The sequence below is a fragment of the Erwinia persicina genome, from assembly GCF_014838825.1.
Taxonomy (GTDB): domain Bacteria; phylum Pseudomonadota; class Gammaproteobacteria; order Enterobacterales; family Enterobacteriaceae; genus Erwinia; species Erwinia persicina_A.
On sequence record NZ_JACYMO010000013.1, the window covers coordinates 34,391 to 50,651 of the forward strand.

The following is a 16,261-nucleotide window of genomic DNA, read 5'->3' on the forward strand; positions in this document are numbered from 1 at the left end:
AATAATACCCTGCTAAAAAAGAAGCGGTTTTGCTGGTGCTGGCCACGTGTTTGCCTGCAGGGCACGAATGCCAATGTTACTGGCTTTGTCGCCCCGATCACGCTATTCGCGTAAACCCGGCTAAAGATCCCCGGTTTCGCGCCGAAAATATAAAAAAACGTTACTAATATTCCCTGGTACAACTCCCGTTGATCCATTCAAGGATTTAACCCATGCGCAATAACTTGCCCGTTACGCAGCAGGAATATGAGTTTGGCGATGACGCCACGCTCATGTCGACCACCGATCCCCGTAGCTACATCACCTATGCCAATGATGCCTTTATTGAGGTCAGCGGTTTTACGCCGGAGGAAACCAACGGCCAGCCCCATAATATGGTGCGTCACCCGGATATGCCGCCGGAAGCCTTTGCCGATATGTGGGCAACGCTGAAGAAAGGGGAGCCCTGGACCGCGCTGGTCAAAAACCGTCGTAAAGATGGCGATCACTACTGGGTGCGGGCCAATGCCATCCCGGTGGTGCGCAACGGCAACGTGCAGGGGTATATGTCGGTGCGCACCAAACCGGGTGAGGAGGAGGTGCGCGCAACGGAACGTCTGTACCAGGATTTTCGTAATGGCAGGGCAAAAGGTAAACGTTTCCATAAAGGGCTGATTGTCCGCACCGGTCTGATGAGCTGGCGTTCACTGTTTAAAACGCTGCCGCTGCGCTGGCGTATCCGCTCGGCGCTGCTGGCGGTACTGCCGCTGGCCACGCTGGGTGTGTGGGGGCTGGGCCTGAGCCACGGGGCGCTGGGCCTGTTTGCTGCGGGTATGGCGCTGCTGCTGCTGCTGGCTTCAGCCTGGCTGGAAATGCAGGTTTCCCGGCCGATTGAACGGGTCTGTCAGCAGGCGCTGCGCGTCGCTACCGGTGCCGATCATAAAGTCGAGCAGATGGACCGGGTCGATGAGGTGGGCACGACGCTGCGGGCCATTGGTCAGCTGGGGCTGATGTTCCGCTGGCTGGTCGATGACGTCAGCGGCCAGGCCATTAACGTGCTCAGCGCCAGCGACGCCATTGCGCAGGGCAACAGCGAACTGAGCCGCCGCACGGAGCAGGCGGCGGCTAACGTCCAGCAGACTGCCGCGACGATGAACGAAATGACCGCCACGGTGAAGAGTAATACCGACACCGCCGCCGAAGTCAAAAGCCTGTCGATCAGCACCAGTAAGGCTGCGGTGCAGGGGGGAGAGGCGATGACTGATATGGTTAAAATGATGGCGGAAATTACCGAAAGTTCTAAGCAAATCGCCAATATTACCAGCGTGATTGACGGTATTGCCTTCCAGACGAATATCCTTGCGCTGAATGCCGCGGTGGAAGCCGCCCGTGCGGGAGAACAGGGGAAAGGGTTTGCCGTGGTAGCGGGAGAAGTACGCAGCCTGGCCCAGCGCAGCGCGAAAGCCGCCAGTGAGATCAAAATGCTGGTAGAGAGCAGCGCCGGTAAGGTCAAATCCGGCACGCTGCATGTGAATGAGGCGGGTAAAACGATGGAAAGCATTGTTTCTCAGGTGCAGAACGTCACATCGCTGATCGCCGAGATCAGTGCGGCTACCGCGCAACAGGCTACGGCCATCGGTGAGATTAGCCTGGCGGTGGAAGATCTCGACCACATCACCCATCAGAACGCCGCGAAAGTAGAAGAGGGCGCACAGGCTTCCAGCCGGATGACGCGGCAGGCGACGCGGCTGGTCGAGGCGATCAGCGTCTTCCGTTAACCACGGTTACGCCCGCCCTGGCGCAGACGGTAAGGTCCGGCCGCCCGTGCCGGTGATGAGCTTCACCAGGGGCGACCTTTTTTTCCGGTCGCCCTTTTTTTTGCTAGGATGGATCTCCGTCAACCTGCGAGAACCCCATGTCCGCCATTCTCGATTTTTCCTTTGCCCACCGCCCGCTGGTCCCCTACGCGCACGACTACCGTCACGGCGACGTTGAACCGCAGCACCATCACAACTGTGCGCAACTGGTGCATACGCTGACCGGTGTCGTCAGGGTGGAGACGGCGCTGGGGCACTGGATTGTGCCGCCGGGTCGCGGCGTATGGCTGCCGGCCGGGGTGAAACACGCCCTGCAGATGACCGGCGAGGTGGCCGCCCGCACGCTGTTTGTCGATCCGCTGGCGCGTGCTGACCTGCCGGCCAGCTGTCAGGTGGTGCAGATTTCGCCGCTGCTGCGTGAGCTGATCGTCAGCGCGCTGGATCTGCCCGAAGCCTATGCCCCCGCCAGCCGTGCCGAGCGTATCTATGAACTGATCCTTGATGAAATCCGCGTGATGACCGAGCTCCCCTTCAGCCTGCCGGAACCGCAGAGCGAGGCGCTGCTGGGGCTGTGCCGGGCACTGCGCGCGTCGCCGGGAGAGAGCTGGACGCTGGAAAACAGCGCTCGTCGGGTCAACGTCAGTAGCCGCACGCTCGCCCGGCGTTTTTATCAGGAGACGGGCCTGCAGTTCAGCGACTGGGTCAGACGCGCCCGGCTGATGGAAGCCCTGACGCGCCTGGCGCGGGGAGATTCGGTGCTGACGGTGTCGCTGGAGCTGGGCTATGAAAGCCAGAGCGCCTTCAGCGCCATGTTCCGCCGCATCCTTGGCGTCGCCCCCAGTGACTATTTCCCGGCCGGCTGATGCTGCGCCACGGCGTTCAGGAGTGCCTGCAAAGAGGCGCGTGATACATCACTGTCGATACCCACGCCCCAGGCGCTGCGGTTGCCGGGGAAGATGCAGCGCAGATAGGTGACGGACCGGCTGTCGCTGCGCTGGCCGAGGGTATGCTCGTGATAATCCTGAATGGTAAACGCGATGTCCAGCGACTGGCGCAGCGCATCCGCAGCCGCTGACAGCAGGCCGTTTCCGCGCCCGCTGATGCTGTCATACCGATCGCCCCGGCGGATGCCTGCCTCGAAGCGTAACTCTCCCTGGCTGTCACTTTCGCTGCGGTACTCCCCCAGTTGCAACGTCGGGGCTTCAATGCCGTACACCCGGCGGAACAGCTGCCAGATGGCCGCCTGGGTCATTTCACGATTTTCCGCATCGGCCACCTGCTGTACCTGCTGGCTGAAGTCCTGCTGCAGAGTGCGCGGTAGCGTCAGGCCGTGATTCTGCTCAATCATCCACGCCGCCCCACTTTTTCCTGACTGGCTGTTGACGCGGATCACCGCCTCATAGCTGCAGCCGATGTCCGCCGGATCCAGAGGCAGATAGGGGACTTCCCAGCGGCTGTCCTGCTGCTGCTGGCGCGCGGCAAACCCTTTTTTAATCGCATCCTGGTGGGAACCGGAAAATGCGGTAAAGACCAGCTCTCCGGCGTAGGGATGGCGCGGATGAACCGGCAGTTGGTTACACTGTTCCACCACGTCGACGACCTGCTTCATCTGGCTAAAGTTAAGCTGCGGATCAATGCCCTGGGTGTAGAAGTTCAGCGCCATGGTCACCAGATCGACATTACCGGTGCGTTCCCCGTTGCCGAACAGGCAGCCTTCCACCCGGTCAGCCCCTGCCAGCAGTGCCAGTTCGGCGGCAGCAATACCGGTACCGCGATCGTTATGCGGATGTACGCTAATACAGACCTGTGGGCGGCGGGAAAAGTGACGACAGAAGTATTCGATCTGATCGGCATAGACGTTAGGCGTACTTACCTCGACCGTGGCGGGCAGATTGATGATCATCGGCCGCAGCGCACAGGGCTCCCAGACGGCCGCCACGGCCTCGCAGATCTCCAGGGCGAAATCGGCCTCGGTGAAGCAGAAGGTTTCCGGCGAATATTCAAAGGTCCAGTGAGTCTGCGGCTGCTCTTCGCAGCGCTGGCGAATGAGTCGCGTGGCGTTAACGGCCAGTTCGATAATCTGCTCACGGCTCTGGCGAAACACCAGGCGGCGAAATACCGGGGCCGTGGCGTTATACAGGTGGATACAGGCCTGTTTTGCCCCCTCCAGCGCCACAAACGTACGGTCGATCAGATCGGCCCTGGCCTGGGTCAGCACCTGGATAGTCACATCATCAGGGATCATCTGCTCTTCGATCAGCTCACGCACAAAGTTGAAGTCCGTCTGTGACGCCGAGGGAAACGCCACTTCAATCTCCCTGAAACCACACTGTAGCAGCAGCTGCCAGAATGCTTTCTTACGTGCCGCATCCATCGGTTCGGCCAGCGACTGGTTGCCATCGCGCAGGTCCGTTGAGAGCCAGCGTGGCGCGCTCTTCAGCGTTCGGCCTGGCCACTGGCGATCGGTCAGCGTGACGGGAGGAAACGGGTGATATTTGTCGGCGGGTTGCTGCAGCATCGGTCAGGCTCCTTGTTGGGTGAAGCCCTATACTGCAGTGACGATGCCGGTTCTGGCTGGCGCAAAACTGACAACCGTGTATGAAAAAGTGACAACTGAAGAGGAAAAAAAAGGAGCAAAAGGGAAACCCCTGCTCCTTTTACGCCCTGGTGTTGGCGTGGGTATGACGGGTGATACGGGTAGCGGGGGGGCCGGTGAAGAGAACGCCCGCTCAGGCGGCGAAACGTGGAGGTTATCGATAAGCGGTATTCTATTGTTACCGTCTTATCAGCCACATTTAGTTATAAACTTTTTTTTGCCTTTCCGCAGTTCTTTTAATAGCAAATTGTGATTGATACTACAATTTCATTATCGCTTATCGGCGGCAGTTAATATGTATTAAAATATTACACAGTAGTAAGTTTTCTTTTTTATCATTGTGATAGCCTGTTTTTAGTCACGCTGCCATTTTGCCGGTAAAAAACACCGGGGCTATTTTCAGTGTTGAACTCTACTGTAAATAGGAAATATCGTAAGTATCTCTGTTCCATTAAGGTTTTATTAATATATGAACCATTAACCATTATTCGCTTGTGGATGAGGAGCTTCAATGAGTCAGTTTTTTATGAATCAGAAACAGCATGTTGTGAACGACGCGATTGAGGGCATTTTGCTCAGTTCCCCGCATCATAATCTTGGCCGCTTGTCGCTGGGGCCGCAGATGCGGGTGGTGGTCCGCAAGGACTGGGATAAGTCGCGCGTCGCCCTGATTTCGGGTGGCGGTTCGGGGCATGAGCCAGCCCATATCGGCTTTGTCGGTCAGGGGATGCTGACGGCGGCGGTGTGCGGCGATATCTTCGCGTCACCCAGCGTGGATGCGGTGCTGCATGCCATTATCAACGTCACCGGAGATGCCGGCTGCCTGTTGATCGTAAAAAACTATACCGGCGACCGCCTTAACTTTGGTCTGGCGGCGGAGAAAGCCCGGGGCCTGGGTTATAAGGTGGAAATGGTGATGGTGCGCGACGATATTGCGCTGCCGGAAAACCCGCAGCCACGGGGCATTGCCGGAACGGCTCTGGTGCATAAAGTTGCCGGCTATGCCGCTGAACAGGGGCAGACCCTGGCGCAGGTGGCCGCCGTGGCACAGCAGGCCTGTGACGCGACGTCCTCTATCGGGCTGGCGTTCACCACCTGCCACGTTCCGGGCGAGGCGCGTGACGACCATCGCGTGCCGGAAGGGGGCAGCGAGTTGGGTATGGGGATCCACGGTGAGCCGGGTGCTTTAACGCTGAAAACCCAGAACAGCGCGGAGATCGTGGCAGAGCTGGTGTCGCGTCTGACGGCGAAAAAAATCGCGGGTCCCCTCGCCCTGATGGTCAACAACCTGGGCGGCTTTTCGGCGCTGGAGATGGCAATAGTGGTGCGTGAAGCGCTGCATTCCGCGCTGGGCCAGCAGGTGACGCTGCTGATTGGCCCGGCGACGCTGGTCAGCGCGCTTGATATGAAAGGGTTTTCCCTGTCGGTGATGCAGCTGGATGCTGAAAGGGAGGAGGCCCTGCTGGCCCCGGTACAGGTCAGCGGCTGGATCACGGCGTTCGCGCCGTTCTCCGCGGCGGAAATTCCGGCGAAAACGGCCGCGCAGCTGCAGTCCTTTACCCCGTCGGATAACCCGACGGCGGCAGCCATCGTGAAGACGATCTGTCAGACGCTGATCGGTCTGGAGAGTGAGCTTAACCAGCTGGATGCGAAAGTGGGTGACGGGGATACCGGATCGACCTTTGCCGCGGGTGCCCGTAGCGTACTGGACGCCAGTGAGGCCCACGCGCTGCCGCTCAACCAGCCGGATGCGCTACTGACGGTCGTGGGGGAAAAGCTGGCCACCGTCATGGGCGGGTCCAGCGGGGTGCTGATGTCGATTATGTTTACCGCTGCCGGACAGCAGCTGGCCAGCGGGGCGTCGCTGGCTGAAGCCCTGACCGCAGGTCTGGAGCGGATGCAGCACTACGGCGGAGCGCAGGTCGGGGACCGCACGATGATCGATGCCTTACACCCCGCCTTTGCCGCGCTGCTGAACGGTGACGACCTGACCCGCGTTGCGGCGGCGGCCAGGGAAGGGGCCGACAGCACCAGCAGCATGCGCAGCGCTCGCGCCGGACGATCGTCCTACCTTAATCAGGAGAGTCTGGACGGCGTGAAAGATCCGGGTGCCTGTGCCGTTGAGAAGGTGTTTGCTGCGCTGGCGGCAGGTCAACCGGCGTAAAGCCGGGTAACGGTCCCTGTTGCCGGGTTGTGCCTGTTCCCGGCATGGGGCGACCGGAAAAAAAGAGTTGCCCCTACATTTCATTGTAGGGGCTGACCTTCTATGCTCAGCTCCTTCACGTCCAGCGCCTGCTCGAAGCTGCGCAGACGCTTGTAGATCGACATCAACTCTACCAGCGTGGTCCAGGCGTTAATCAGATACTGGAACGCGCCTCGCACCTGATCGAAGACGTTAGTGATCTGCGTCAGCAGCCCGAGCGTGATAGCGCCCGTCACAATCGAGGGAAACAGCACAAAGATGCTGAATACCGCATCCAGTTGCAGATAGAAAATGCGCGCGATATTAAAGTAGAGATAGTGAAAATAGAGGCGGAAGTAGTTTTTGCGCACGCTGAAGAACAGCTCACGAACCTTTGGCGGGCTGGCACGATCCGCATTATCTTCACCATACACCAGCTCTTTACGATAGGCCGCCTCCACCCGCTGATTACGAAATGACAATCCTGGAAGCTTAATCCCCACCAGCGCCAGCAGCCCGGTGCCGAACAGTGACCAGACCACCGCTGCAATCACCAGCGCATAGGGCACCTGCCCGAGGATCGGCACGGTCTTCACGTGTACGGACAGCGCCACCAGCACCGGCAGGAAGGCAATCAGCGTCATCACCGCATCAATCAGCCTGACCCCCATATCTTCCAGGGTCGAGGCAAAGCGCATCGTATCCTCCTGCACGCGCTGGGCAGCGCCTTCGATATGGCGCAGCCGCGACCAGTGCGCCATATAATAGCTGTTCATCGCGGTGCGCCAGCGGAAGACATAGTGGCTGATAAAAAACAGATTCAGCACGTCAATCACCACGGCAATCAGCGCGATGCTGAGGAAGCCATTGACCTGAGTATAAAACGCCGAAATTTTAATGGTATTCGGATGCGCCATGGCTTTCTGTATCAGATCGTAGAAGGGTTCGTACCAGCTGTTGATCGCCACGCCCACCTGCACGGAAAACCAGGTGACGAAGATAATCAGCGCACTGCCCAGGATTGACCAGCGCTGCCAGGGGTGGGGGCTGACGAAAAACCAGAAGCCAGCAAACAGCAGCGTGGCCAGCAGATAATAGCTGTAGAAACCCAGCTCGGCGGGAGAAATAAACCGCAGGGCGTTGTTCGGTAACACACCGGGTGGAAGCAAGGAGAGATGAATCATCAGGTGAGCCAGCCTGCTGTCGGCATAGCCAAACCAGAACACCACCGCTAAGAAACTCCATATCACCACGCTGCTGAAAAACAGCCCGGGCCTGGGGAAAAAAGATTTAAACATAGGCACTCCGCTGTTAATGTTTGCTGGTTATACCGCGATTAACGCTGAGTGATCTCGTTACGGTTGTATCTATTAATGTCGGGATAAACATCTTGTTTATTTCATGGTTAATTGTGCCGTTAATTTTCCCGTACTCTTTATTTTGTAGAAGTGAAAGGCCAAATTAACCTTTAAACTGACGTCATTAAGGTCAAAAAGGTAAAAATTCACGCTGAATATTTTTTTGAGCAACGTCGACGACCGTCAATGAACGGACGTGATTGGAAGGAAATTGCTTGAATAGACTGATGTTATAGGTTTATACCCATGTGGTTTGACCACATTAGCAGTCAAGAATCCTGCTGCCGCCGCGCGGCAGGAGCGGGTTATTTTACGCCACTGAAAGGCGTATGCAGCGCTGAACGTCTTTTCCGCGATGGAAAAAATGACCGCCAGCGCCTGGGTGAAAATAATAATGAATGACAACTCGGATGTGATGTACCGGCAGCTGGTACAAAGCGTAGTCGATTACGCAATCTATATGATCACCCCTGATGGAACGGTAACTAACTGGAATCCGGGCGCGCAGCGTGCCAAAGGCTACACCGCAGAGGAGATCGTCGGTAAGCACTTTTCCTGCTTCTACAGCGCTCAGGACCGGCTGCTGCAGCTGCCGGAAAGCAACCTGGCGATCGCCCGCCGCACCGGGCGTTTTGAAGATTATGGCTGGCGGTACCGTAAAGATGGCAGTGCCTTCTGGGCGCATGTGGTGATCGATGCGATCCGCAACGATGAGGACCGGCTGATCGGTTTCGCCAAGATCACCCGCGACTGTACCGAAGTGCGCGAGTATGAGCAGCAGATCCTGCGCACGAAAGAACTGGCCGAACAGAACAGCGCTAAAATGGCCTCGTTGTCGACCTTCCTCGACACCATTATTGCCAATATTCCCTCCTGCGTGATTGTGGAGGATGTCGTATCACGCGAGATCCTGCTGCTTAACAACAAAGCCGAACAGCTGCTGGGGGGCACGCAGCGCGATTTTATCGGCAAGCGCGGGCCGGAGTGCATGACTGCCGAAATGGGCGAATACTTTATGCAGCTCTCCGATGCTGCGCAGCGCAGAGAGGGAATGCAGCGCAATGAGCGGTTGCTGATGACGCCGGGTGGCGAGCGGATCATCAGTGCCAGCGCCTCGATCATCCGCGGTAACGATGAGCACCATAACTATGTGCTGCTGATTGCCGATGATGTCACCGACCAGCGGGCGGCCGATGCGCAAATTCATCATATGGCCCATCACGATAATCTGACCAGCCTGCCAAACCGCGTCCTGTTCAACCAGCGTCTGACCCAGGCGCTGCGCGACGATCGCGATGGGCGTCGCAAAACGGCCACGCTGGGGCTGGATCTGGATAACTTCAAAAACGTCAATGATGCCTTGGGCCACCAGACGGGTGACGATCTGCTGCGTTCCGTTGCGGTGCGTCTGCGTGGGGTTCTGCGTGACCAGGACACGCTGGCGCGCAGCGGCGGCGACGAGTTCTCCATTGTTCTGCCGGGGCTGACGCAGCGGCAGGAGGCTGAAGCCGTTGCCACCCGCCTGATCGAAACCATTCGTCCCCCGTTCAGCGTGGACGGGCATAACCTGTCGGTGGGGCTGAGTATTGGCATCGCCATTGCCGACGGCGGCATGGCCACGCCGGATGAGCTGTTACGCCGTGCGGATATGGCGCTGTACGAAGCCAAACGTAACGGCCGTAACCGTTTTGAACACTTTACTGAGACGATGGGTGCGATGGCGCAGAGGCGTCGGGCCATTGAAAACGATCTGCGTGAGGCACTCACCAGCCGCCAGCTGAGGCTGTATTACCAGCCCATTACCAACCATCTGCACCGGGAAATCATCGGCTATGAGGCCCTGATGCGCTGGCAGCACCCGGAAAGGGGCATCATCATGCCGGTCGATTTTATTCCCATTGCCGAAGAGACCGGACTGATCCACAGCCTGGGAGCCTATGCGCTGTATGAAGCCTGCCGTGAGGCGGCGACCTGGCCGGGCGAGCAGAGCGTGGCGGTAAACCTGTCGCCGCTGCAGTTTAAAAACAGCGCGCTGGTGTCGGTCGTTGAGGCTGCGCTGAAGGAGTCCGGCCTGGCCCCGCACCGGCTGGAAGTGGAGATCACCGAATCCGTGCTGCTGGATAACACCCTGGTCAATATCCATATTTTGCAAAATCTCAAGGCGCTGGGCATCCGTATTGCGCTGGATGACTTCGGCACCGGCTATTCGTCGCTGAGTTACCTGCGTTCCTTCCCGTTCGATAAAATCAAAATCGATAAGTCGTTTATCAACGACATGCACGACAGCCGCGAGGCACTGGCCATTATCCGCGCGATCACCGGGATGAGCCGCAGCCTGGACATTCAGATCACTGCGGAAGGGGTGGAAAGCAATGAGCAGTTTGAGCGGCTGAAGGAAGAGGGCTGTACGCTGTTCCAGGGCTACTATTTCGGCCGCCCGCAGCCGTCAGAGTGCCGCTTACAGGCGTTTTAAGCTGTCCGTCAGGGCGTTTTCCGCTGCTGCCGGGCCAGAGACCGGCCCGGCAGCAGGCGGGGCCGGTAAATTGTTAATGAAATTGTGCCTTTTTGTTTCTCTCCCCTCACACCTTATACGTATAACTGTTACAGTATGCGCCACTGTTACCGGTAACAAAAAAGCGTATAAAGGCCGGAACAGCAAAGACCCCCTATATCAGTGTGACGATAAAATCATCCGACCCCCATTTTAGCGATCGCCCACGCGAACGTTTGAGAAGGCAATGTCATGTCAGAGCAAAAAACAGGCAGTACCCGCAGGGATTTTCTGCTGAAAACCATTACCCTCGCCCCGGCGATGGCGATAGGTTCCGCCGGACTGGGTTCACTGGCCGCTGTCGCGCCCGCCGTGGCGAAAGAGGCTGCCGCCACCGGCCCGCAGCAGGCGCGTGAGTATCAGCCCACCTGGTTTACCCCGGAAGAGTACGCCTTTGTGCAGGCGGCAGTCGCCCGGCTGATCCCCGCCGATGAGCGTGGCCCCGGCGCGCTGGAAGCTGGCGTACCCGAATACATCGACCGCCAGATGAATACGCCCTACGCCACCGGCAGCAACTGGTATATGCAGGGACCCTTCCACCCGGATGCCGATAAAGCTCTGGGTTATCAGCTGCCGCTGACGCCGCGTGATATCTACCGGCTTGGCCTGGCCGACGCCGATGCGCTGGCAAAGCAGCAGCACGGTAAGCTTTTCGCGCAGTTAAGCAGCGAACAGCAGGACGCCTTTTTACAGGCCCTGGAAGCGGGCAGCGTGACGCTGCCACAGCTTCCGGCGAAAACCTTCTTTTCCTTCCTGTTACAGAACACCCGCGAAGGCTTTTTCAGTGACCCGATCCACGGGGGCAATCAGGGGCTGGTCGGCTGGCAGTTGATCAACTTCCCGGGCGCACGCGCCGACTTTATGGACTGGGTGGAACGCGGCGAGCGTTACACGCTGCCGCCGGTATCAATTCGCGGGGAAAGAAGCTAATCATGGCTAACGAACAGAAAAAAGTGGATGCAGTGATCGTCGGTTTCGGCTGGGCCGGGGCGATCATGGCGAAAGAGCTGACCGAAGCGGGTCTGAACGTGGTGGCGCTGGAGCGCGGCCCGCACCGGGATACCTATCCTGACGGGGCTTATCCCCAGGTGATTGACGAGCTGACCTATAACATCCGTAAAAAGCTGTTCCAGGATCTGTCAAAAAGCACCGTCACCATCCGTCATAACGCTGCGCAGACCGCACAGCCGTATCGTCAGCTGGCCGCGTTCCTGCCGGGTACCGGCACAGGTGGCGCGGGCCTGCACTGGTCGGGCGTGCATTTCCGCGTTGACCCGATGGAACTGCGGATGCGCAGCCACTATGAAGAGCGCTACGGCAAAAATTTCATCCCGGAAGGCATGACCATTCAGGACTTCGGCGTGACCTATGACGAGCTGGAGCCGTTCTTCGACCAGGCCGAGAAGGTGTTCGGCACCTCCGGTTCGGCATGGAGTGTGAAGGGCAAAGTGGTCGGCCAGGGCGGCAAAGGTAACCCGTTTGCCCCGGACCGTTCCAGCCCGTTCCCGCTGCCCGCGCAGAAGCGCACCTGGTCAGCGCAGCTGTTCGCCCAGGCGGCGGAGAGCATCGGCTATCACCCCTATGATTTGCCGTCAGCCAATACCTCCGGCCCGTACACCAATACCTACGGCGCGCAGATGGGGCCGTGCAACTTCTGCGGCTACTGCAGCGGCTATGCCTGCTACATGTATTCCAAAGCCTCACCAAACGTCAATATTCTGCCTGCGCTGCGCCAGGAGGCAAAATTTGAACTGCGCAACAATGCACACGTCCTGCGGGTGAACCTGACCGACGATAAAAAGCGTGCCACCGGTGTCACTTATGTCGATGCGCTGGGGCGCGAGCAGGTACAGCCGGCGGATCTGGTGATCCTGTCGGCCTTCCAGTTCCACAACGTCCACCTGATGCTGCTGTCCGGCATTGGTAAACCGTACGATCCGGTGACCAACGAAGGCACCGTCGGGCGTAACTTTGCCTACCAGAATATCTCCACCATCAAAGCCTTCTTCGGTAAGGATGTGTTCACCAATAACTTTATCGGGGCGGGCGGTGCCGGGGTGGGCGTCGACGACTTCAACGCCGACAACTTTGACCATGCGAAATACGGTTTTGTCGGCGGCTCACCGATGTGGGTGAATCAGGCGGGTGTGAAACCGATCTCCGGCCTGCCAACGCCGCCGGGAACGCCAAACTGGGGCAGCAAATGGAAAGCGGCAGTGGCCGATCATTACACGCACCATGTGTCGATGGATGCCCACGGTGCGCACCAGTCTTACCGCAATAACTACCTCGATCTGGATCCAAACTACAAGGATATCCACGGCCAGCCGCTGCTGCGTATGACCTTCGACTGGCAGGATAACGACATTAAAATGTCGCAGTTTATGCACGGTCGCATGCACAAGATTGCCGAAGCGATGAATCCAAAGCTCATCAGCGGCACGCCAAAAATGCCGGGGACGCATTTCGATACCACCGTGTATCAGACCACGCATATGAACGGTGGGGCGATCATGGGTGAAGACCCGAAAACCAGCGCCATTAACCGCTATCTGCAGAGCTGGGATGTGCCGAACGTGTTTGTTCCCGGTGCCTCGGCGTTCCCGCAGGGGCTGGGTTATAACCCGACCGGTATGGTCGCTGCGCTCACCTACTGGTCAGCAAAAGCGATCCGCGAACAGTACCTGAAAAACCCGGGTCCACTGGTGCAGGCATAAGGATAAACAGATGAAAAAGTTACTTCTTATTGCCCTGCTGCCGGGCATGATGGCACTGAACGCCCTGGCGGCAGACGGTGCGGATGCGCAGATAGCGCGCGGCGAGTACCTGGCGCGCGCGGGGGACTGTGTGGCCTGCCATACCAAAGCTGGCGGTGAGCCGTTTGCCGGTGGCCTGCCGATGGCGACGCCAATCGGTACCCTCTACTCCACCAATATCACGCCGGATAAGCAGAGCGGCATTGGCGGCTACAGCTACGACGACTTCCAGAAAGCGGTACGCCACGGCGTGGCGAAAAATGGCGATACGCTCTACCCGGCGATGCCTTACCCCTCTTACGCCGTCGTCAGCGATGAGGATATGCAGGCGCTGTATGCCTACTTTATGCACGGCGTGAAGCCGGTGGCGCAGGCCAATCAGGAAAGTGATATCCCCTGGCCGCTGTCAATGCGCTGGCCGCTGGCGATCTGGCGCGGGGTGTTTGCCCCGGACGTGAAAGCCTTCCAGCCGGTGCAGGGTCAGGATCCGGTGCTGGCGCGCGGTCAGTATCTGGTGGAAGGGCTGGGGCACTGCGGGGCCTGCCATACGCCACGCAGCATCACCATGCAGGAAAAAGCGCTGAACAACGACGAGGGCAGCGACTTCCTTTCCGGCAGTAACGCACCGATTGACGGCTGGACCGCCAGTAACCTGCGCGGCGACGGACGTGATGGTCTGGGGCGCTGGAGCGAGGACGACCTGGTGCAGTTCCTGCGGATGGGGCGCAACGATCATACGGCGGTCTTCGGCGGCATGACCGACGTGGTGCAGCACAGCCTGCAGCACCTGACCGCGGAAGATGCCACGGCGATTGCCCGCTATCTGAAGTCGCTGGGCGCGAAAGATCCGAATCAGGTGGGCTTTACGCCGGACGATACGGTGGCGAAAGCGCTGTGGAAAGGTGATGACAGTAAAACCGGTGCGTCGGTCTACGTGGACAGCTGCGCCGCCTGCCATAAAACGGACGGCAGCGGCTATGCGCGCTTCTTCCCGGAACTGCGCGGAAACCCGGTAGTGCTGGCATCCGATCCCACGTCGCTGATTCATATTGTGCTCAGTGGCGCGCAGCTGCCGGGCATGAAGGGCGCACCGACCACCATCACCATGCCGGCCTTCGGCTGGCGGCTGAACGACCAGCAGGTGGCGGACGTGGTGAACTTTATCCGCACCAGCTGGGGCAATACCGCGACGTCTACGGTGTCCGCCAGCGATGTGGCTAAGGTGCGTAAGGATGAGGCCGTGGTGCATCAGCAGGGGAATGCCGACGTGGAGAAACTGACGCCGTAACGGGCGGTCGGAAAGGGGGACGGCAATCGCGCCGCCCCCTTCACCCCCTCGTGCCGACGCCCCGTCGGCACGTCCTGGAAATCATCGCTTCTTCGGCGCAGCAGGAAAGCGAAATGCTTTTAACCGCTGTGGCTCCAGCCTAACCCCGGTCCTCACCAGCAGAAAGAGAGCCGCCAGCGGTCACTGCCCGTAATACGCCCCCGCTCCATGCTTGCGCAGATAGTGCTTATCCAGCAGCACCTGCTGCATATCCTTCATGCCAGGCGTCAGCTGGCGCGAGAAAATCCCCATATAGGCAATTTCTTCCAGCACCACCGCATTGTGGACGGCGTTGTCGGCAGTGCTGCCCCAGGCAAACGGTCCGTGGGCGTTGACCAGCACCGCCGGGACCGCCGTCGGGCTGATGCCGCGCGAACGGAAGGTGTCGATAATCACCTCGCCGGTGTTATGTTCGTAATCGTCAGCGATCTCCTGCGGCGTCATCAGGCGCGTACAGGGTATGGGGCCGTAGAAATAGTCGGCGTGCGTGGTGCCCCAGGCCGGCAGGTCCAACCCGGCCTGCGCCCAGATGGTGGCGTGGCGCGAATGGGTATGAACAATGCCCCCGATATCAGCGAACGCCCGGTACAGCGCCAGATGCGTGGCGGTATCGGACGACGGCTTTTTGCTGCCCTCGACGGTGCGGCCGCTTTCCAGCTCCACTACCACGATATCGTCCACGGTCATGCCGTCGTACTCCACCCCGGACGGCTTGATCGCCACCAGCCCGCGGCTGCGGTCAATGGCACTGACGTTGCCCCAGGTGAAGGTCACCAGACGGTGACGCGGCAGCGCCAGGTTAGCCTCGAACACCTGCTGTTTCAGCGTAGTTAAGCTCACTGTAAGCCTCCTTCCTGCATTTTCTGTTCAATCCAGCGCCGGGCCTGCACGATCTCGGTCACCGGTTCCTCGGCTTTCTCGGTCCACATCTCAATCAGAAACGCCCCGCGATAGTTAAGTGCTTTCAGCGTGCGGAACACGCCGACAAAGTCGACGCAGCCGTCACCAAACGGCACATCGCGGAACTGCCCCGGCGAGCTGGCGGTGACGGGCTGGGTGTCTTTCAGGTGGATGGCGGCAATGCGGTCAATGCCCAGCGCCAGCTCGGCGGCAACGTCGTTGCCCCAGGCGGTGAGGTTGCCGACATCGGGATAGACAGTGAACCACGGCGAGGCCTGCTGTTTATCCCAGTGTTTCCACTTGCTGATGGCATTGATAAATTCGGTGTCCATAATCTCGACCGCCAGCATCACCTGCGCGGCGGCAGCGCGGTCCACCGCCCAGGCCAGCCCTTCGGCAAAGCGCGCCACCGTGCCCTCATCGTGCGGTTCGTAATAAACGTCGTAGCCCGCCAGCTGGATGGTACGGATGCCGACGTCCTTCGCCAGCTGGATCGCCTGCTCCATCAGGGTATAGGCCTGCTGGCGCGTGGCCGGGTCCCGGCTGCCGAACGGGAAACGGCGGTGGCCGGACAGGCACATTGACGGGATGCTGACCCCGGTTTCCATCATCGCGTTGACCAGCGACAGGCGCTGCTCTTTGCTCCACTGTAAGCGCGACAGGCGCAGATCGGTTTCGTCCACCGACATCTCAACGAAGTCGAAGCCGCAGGCTTTCGCCAGGGCCAGACGTTCCGGCCAGCTCAGGTGTGCAGGCAGCGCTTTTTCATAAATTCCCAGCGGGTGTTGGCGCATG

The 16,261-nt window shown here is 59.2% G+C and carries 12 protein-coding genes; 8 read left to right on the top strand and 4 right to left on the bottom strand.

All coding sequences use genetic code 11. The features are described 5' to 3' along the window. Window positions 1-212 precede the first annotated feature (212 nt). Together IFU29_RS20460 and IFU29_RS20465 are read left to right on the top strand one after the other, a co-directional pair. Window positions 213-1,757, top strand: coding sequence for a methyl-accepting chemotaxis protein (locus IFU29_RS20460; RefSeq protein WP_191935535.1), 1,545 nt, complete (start codon window positions 213-215; stop codon window positions 1,755-1,757). A gap of 137 nt (window positions 1,758-1,894) precedes the next feature. Beyond that, window positions 1,895-2,659, top strand: coding sequence for an AraC family transcriptional regulator (locus tag IFU29_RS20465; RefSeq protein ID WP_191935536.1), 765 nt, complete (start codon window positions 1,895-1,897; stop codon window positions 2,657-2,659). Here the strand turns inward: IFU29_RS20465 and leuA are convergent. Continuing rightward, window positions 2,641-4,314, bottom strand: coding sequence for a 2-isopropylmalate synthase (leuA, locus tag IFU29_RS20470; protein WP_191935537.1), 1,674 nt, complete (start codon window positions 4,312-4,314; stop codon window positions 2,641-2,643). The genes IFU29_RS20465 and leuA overlap by 19 nt on opposite strands. Window positions 4,315-4,333: 19 nt before the next feature. Between leuA and IFU29_RS20475 the strand changes: the two genes are divergently transcribed. Beyond that, entirely contained in the window at window positions 4,334-4,645 is a 312-nt protein-coding gene (locus IFU29_RS20475; RefSeq protein WP_191935538.1) for a hypothetical protein, read from the top strand. 258 nt (window positions 4,646-4,903) lie between these two features. Continuing rightward, window positions 4,904-6,556 (top strand): dihydroxyacetone kinase subunit DhaK, encoded by a 1,653-nt coding sequence (locus tag IFU29_RS20480; RefSeq protein ID WP_191935539.1) that lies wholly within the window; start codon window positions 4,904-4,906, stop codon window positions 6,554-6,556. A gap of 80 nt (window positions 6,557-6,636) precedes the next feature. On the opposite strand, the gene sbmA is transcribed toward IFU29_RS20480, so the two are convergent. After that, a complete protein-coding gene (gene sbmA, locus IFU29_RS20485; protein ID WP_191935540.1) occupies window positions 6,637-7,872 on the bottom strand; it encodes a peptide antibiotic transporter SbmA in 1,236 nt (411 codons plus the stop codon). Between the two features lie 454 nt (window positions 7,873-8,326). On the opposite strand from sbmA, the gene IFU29_RS20490 reads away from it, so the two are divergent. The 4 genes from IFU29_RS20490 (at window position 8,327) to IFU29_RS20505 (ending at window position 14,527) form a co-directional block, all read left to right on the top strand. Beyond that, the gene (locus IFU29_RS20490) at window positions 8,327-10,405 is read left to right on the top strand and encodes a sensor domain-containing protein (protein WP_244633760.1); all 2,079 of its coding nucleotides are present in this window, start codon (window positions 8,327-8,329) and stop codon (window positions 10,403-10,405) included. A 270-nt stretch (window positions 10,406-10,675) separates the two neighbouring features. Beyond that, a complete protein-coding gene (locus IFU29_RS20495) occupies window positions 10,676-11,413 on the top strand; it encodes a gluconate 2-dehydrogenase subunit 3 family protein (protein ID WP_191935541.1) in 738 nt (245 codons plus the stop codon). A gap of 2 nt (window positions 11,414-11,415) precedes the next feature. Next, a complete protein-coding gene (locus IFU29_RS20500) occupies window positions 11,416-13,200 on the top strand; it encodes a GMC family oxidoreductase (protein ID WP_191935542.1) in 1,785 nt (594 codons plus the stop codon). Between the two features lie 10 nt (window positions 13,201-13,210). After that, entirely contained in the window at window positions 13,211-14,527 is a 1,317-nt protein-coding gene (locus IFU29_RS20505) for a cytochrome c (RefSeq protein WP_191935543.1), read from the top strand. Window positions 14,528-14,707: 180 nt separating this feature from the next. Here the strand turns inward: IFU29_RS20505 and araD are convergent, their stop codons facing one another. Then, window positions 14,708-15,406: an L-ribulose-5-phosphate 4-epimerase gene (gene araD / locus IFU29_RS20510; RefSeq protein WP_191935544.1), complete on the bottom strand. Its 699-nt coding sequence runs from the start codon at window positions 15,404-15,406 to the stop codon at window positions 14,708-14,710. Further along, a complete protein-coding gene (locus tag IFU29_RS20515; RefSeq protein WP_191935545.1) occupies window positions 15,403-16,260 on the bottom strand; it encodes an L-ribulose-5-phosphate 3-epimerase in 858 nt (285 codons plus the stop codon). The genes araD and IFU29_RS20515 overlap by 4 nt, the downstream gene beginning before the upstream one ends. Window position 16,261: the final 1 nt, after the last annotated feature.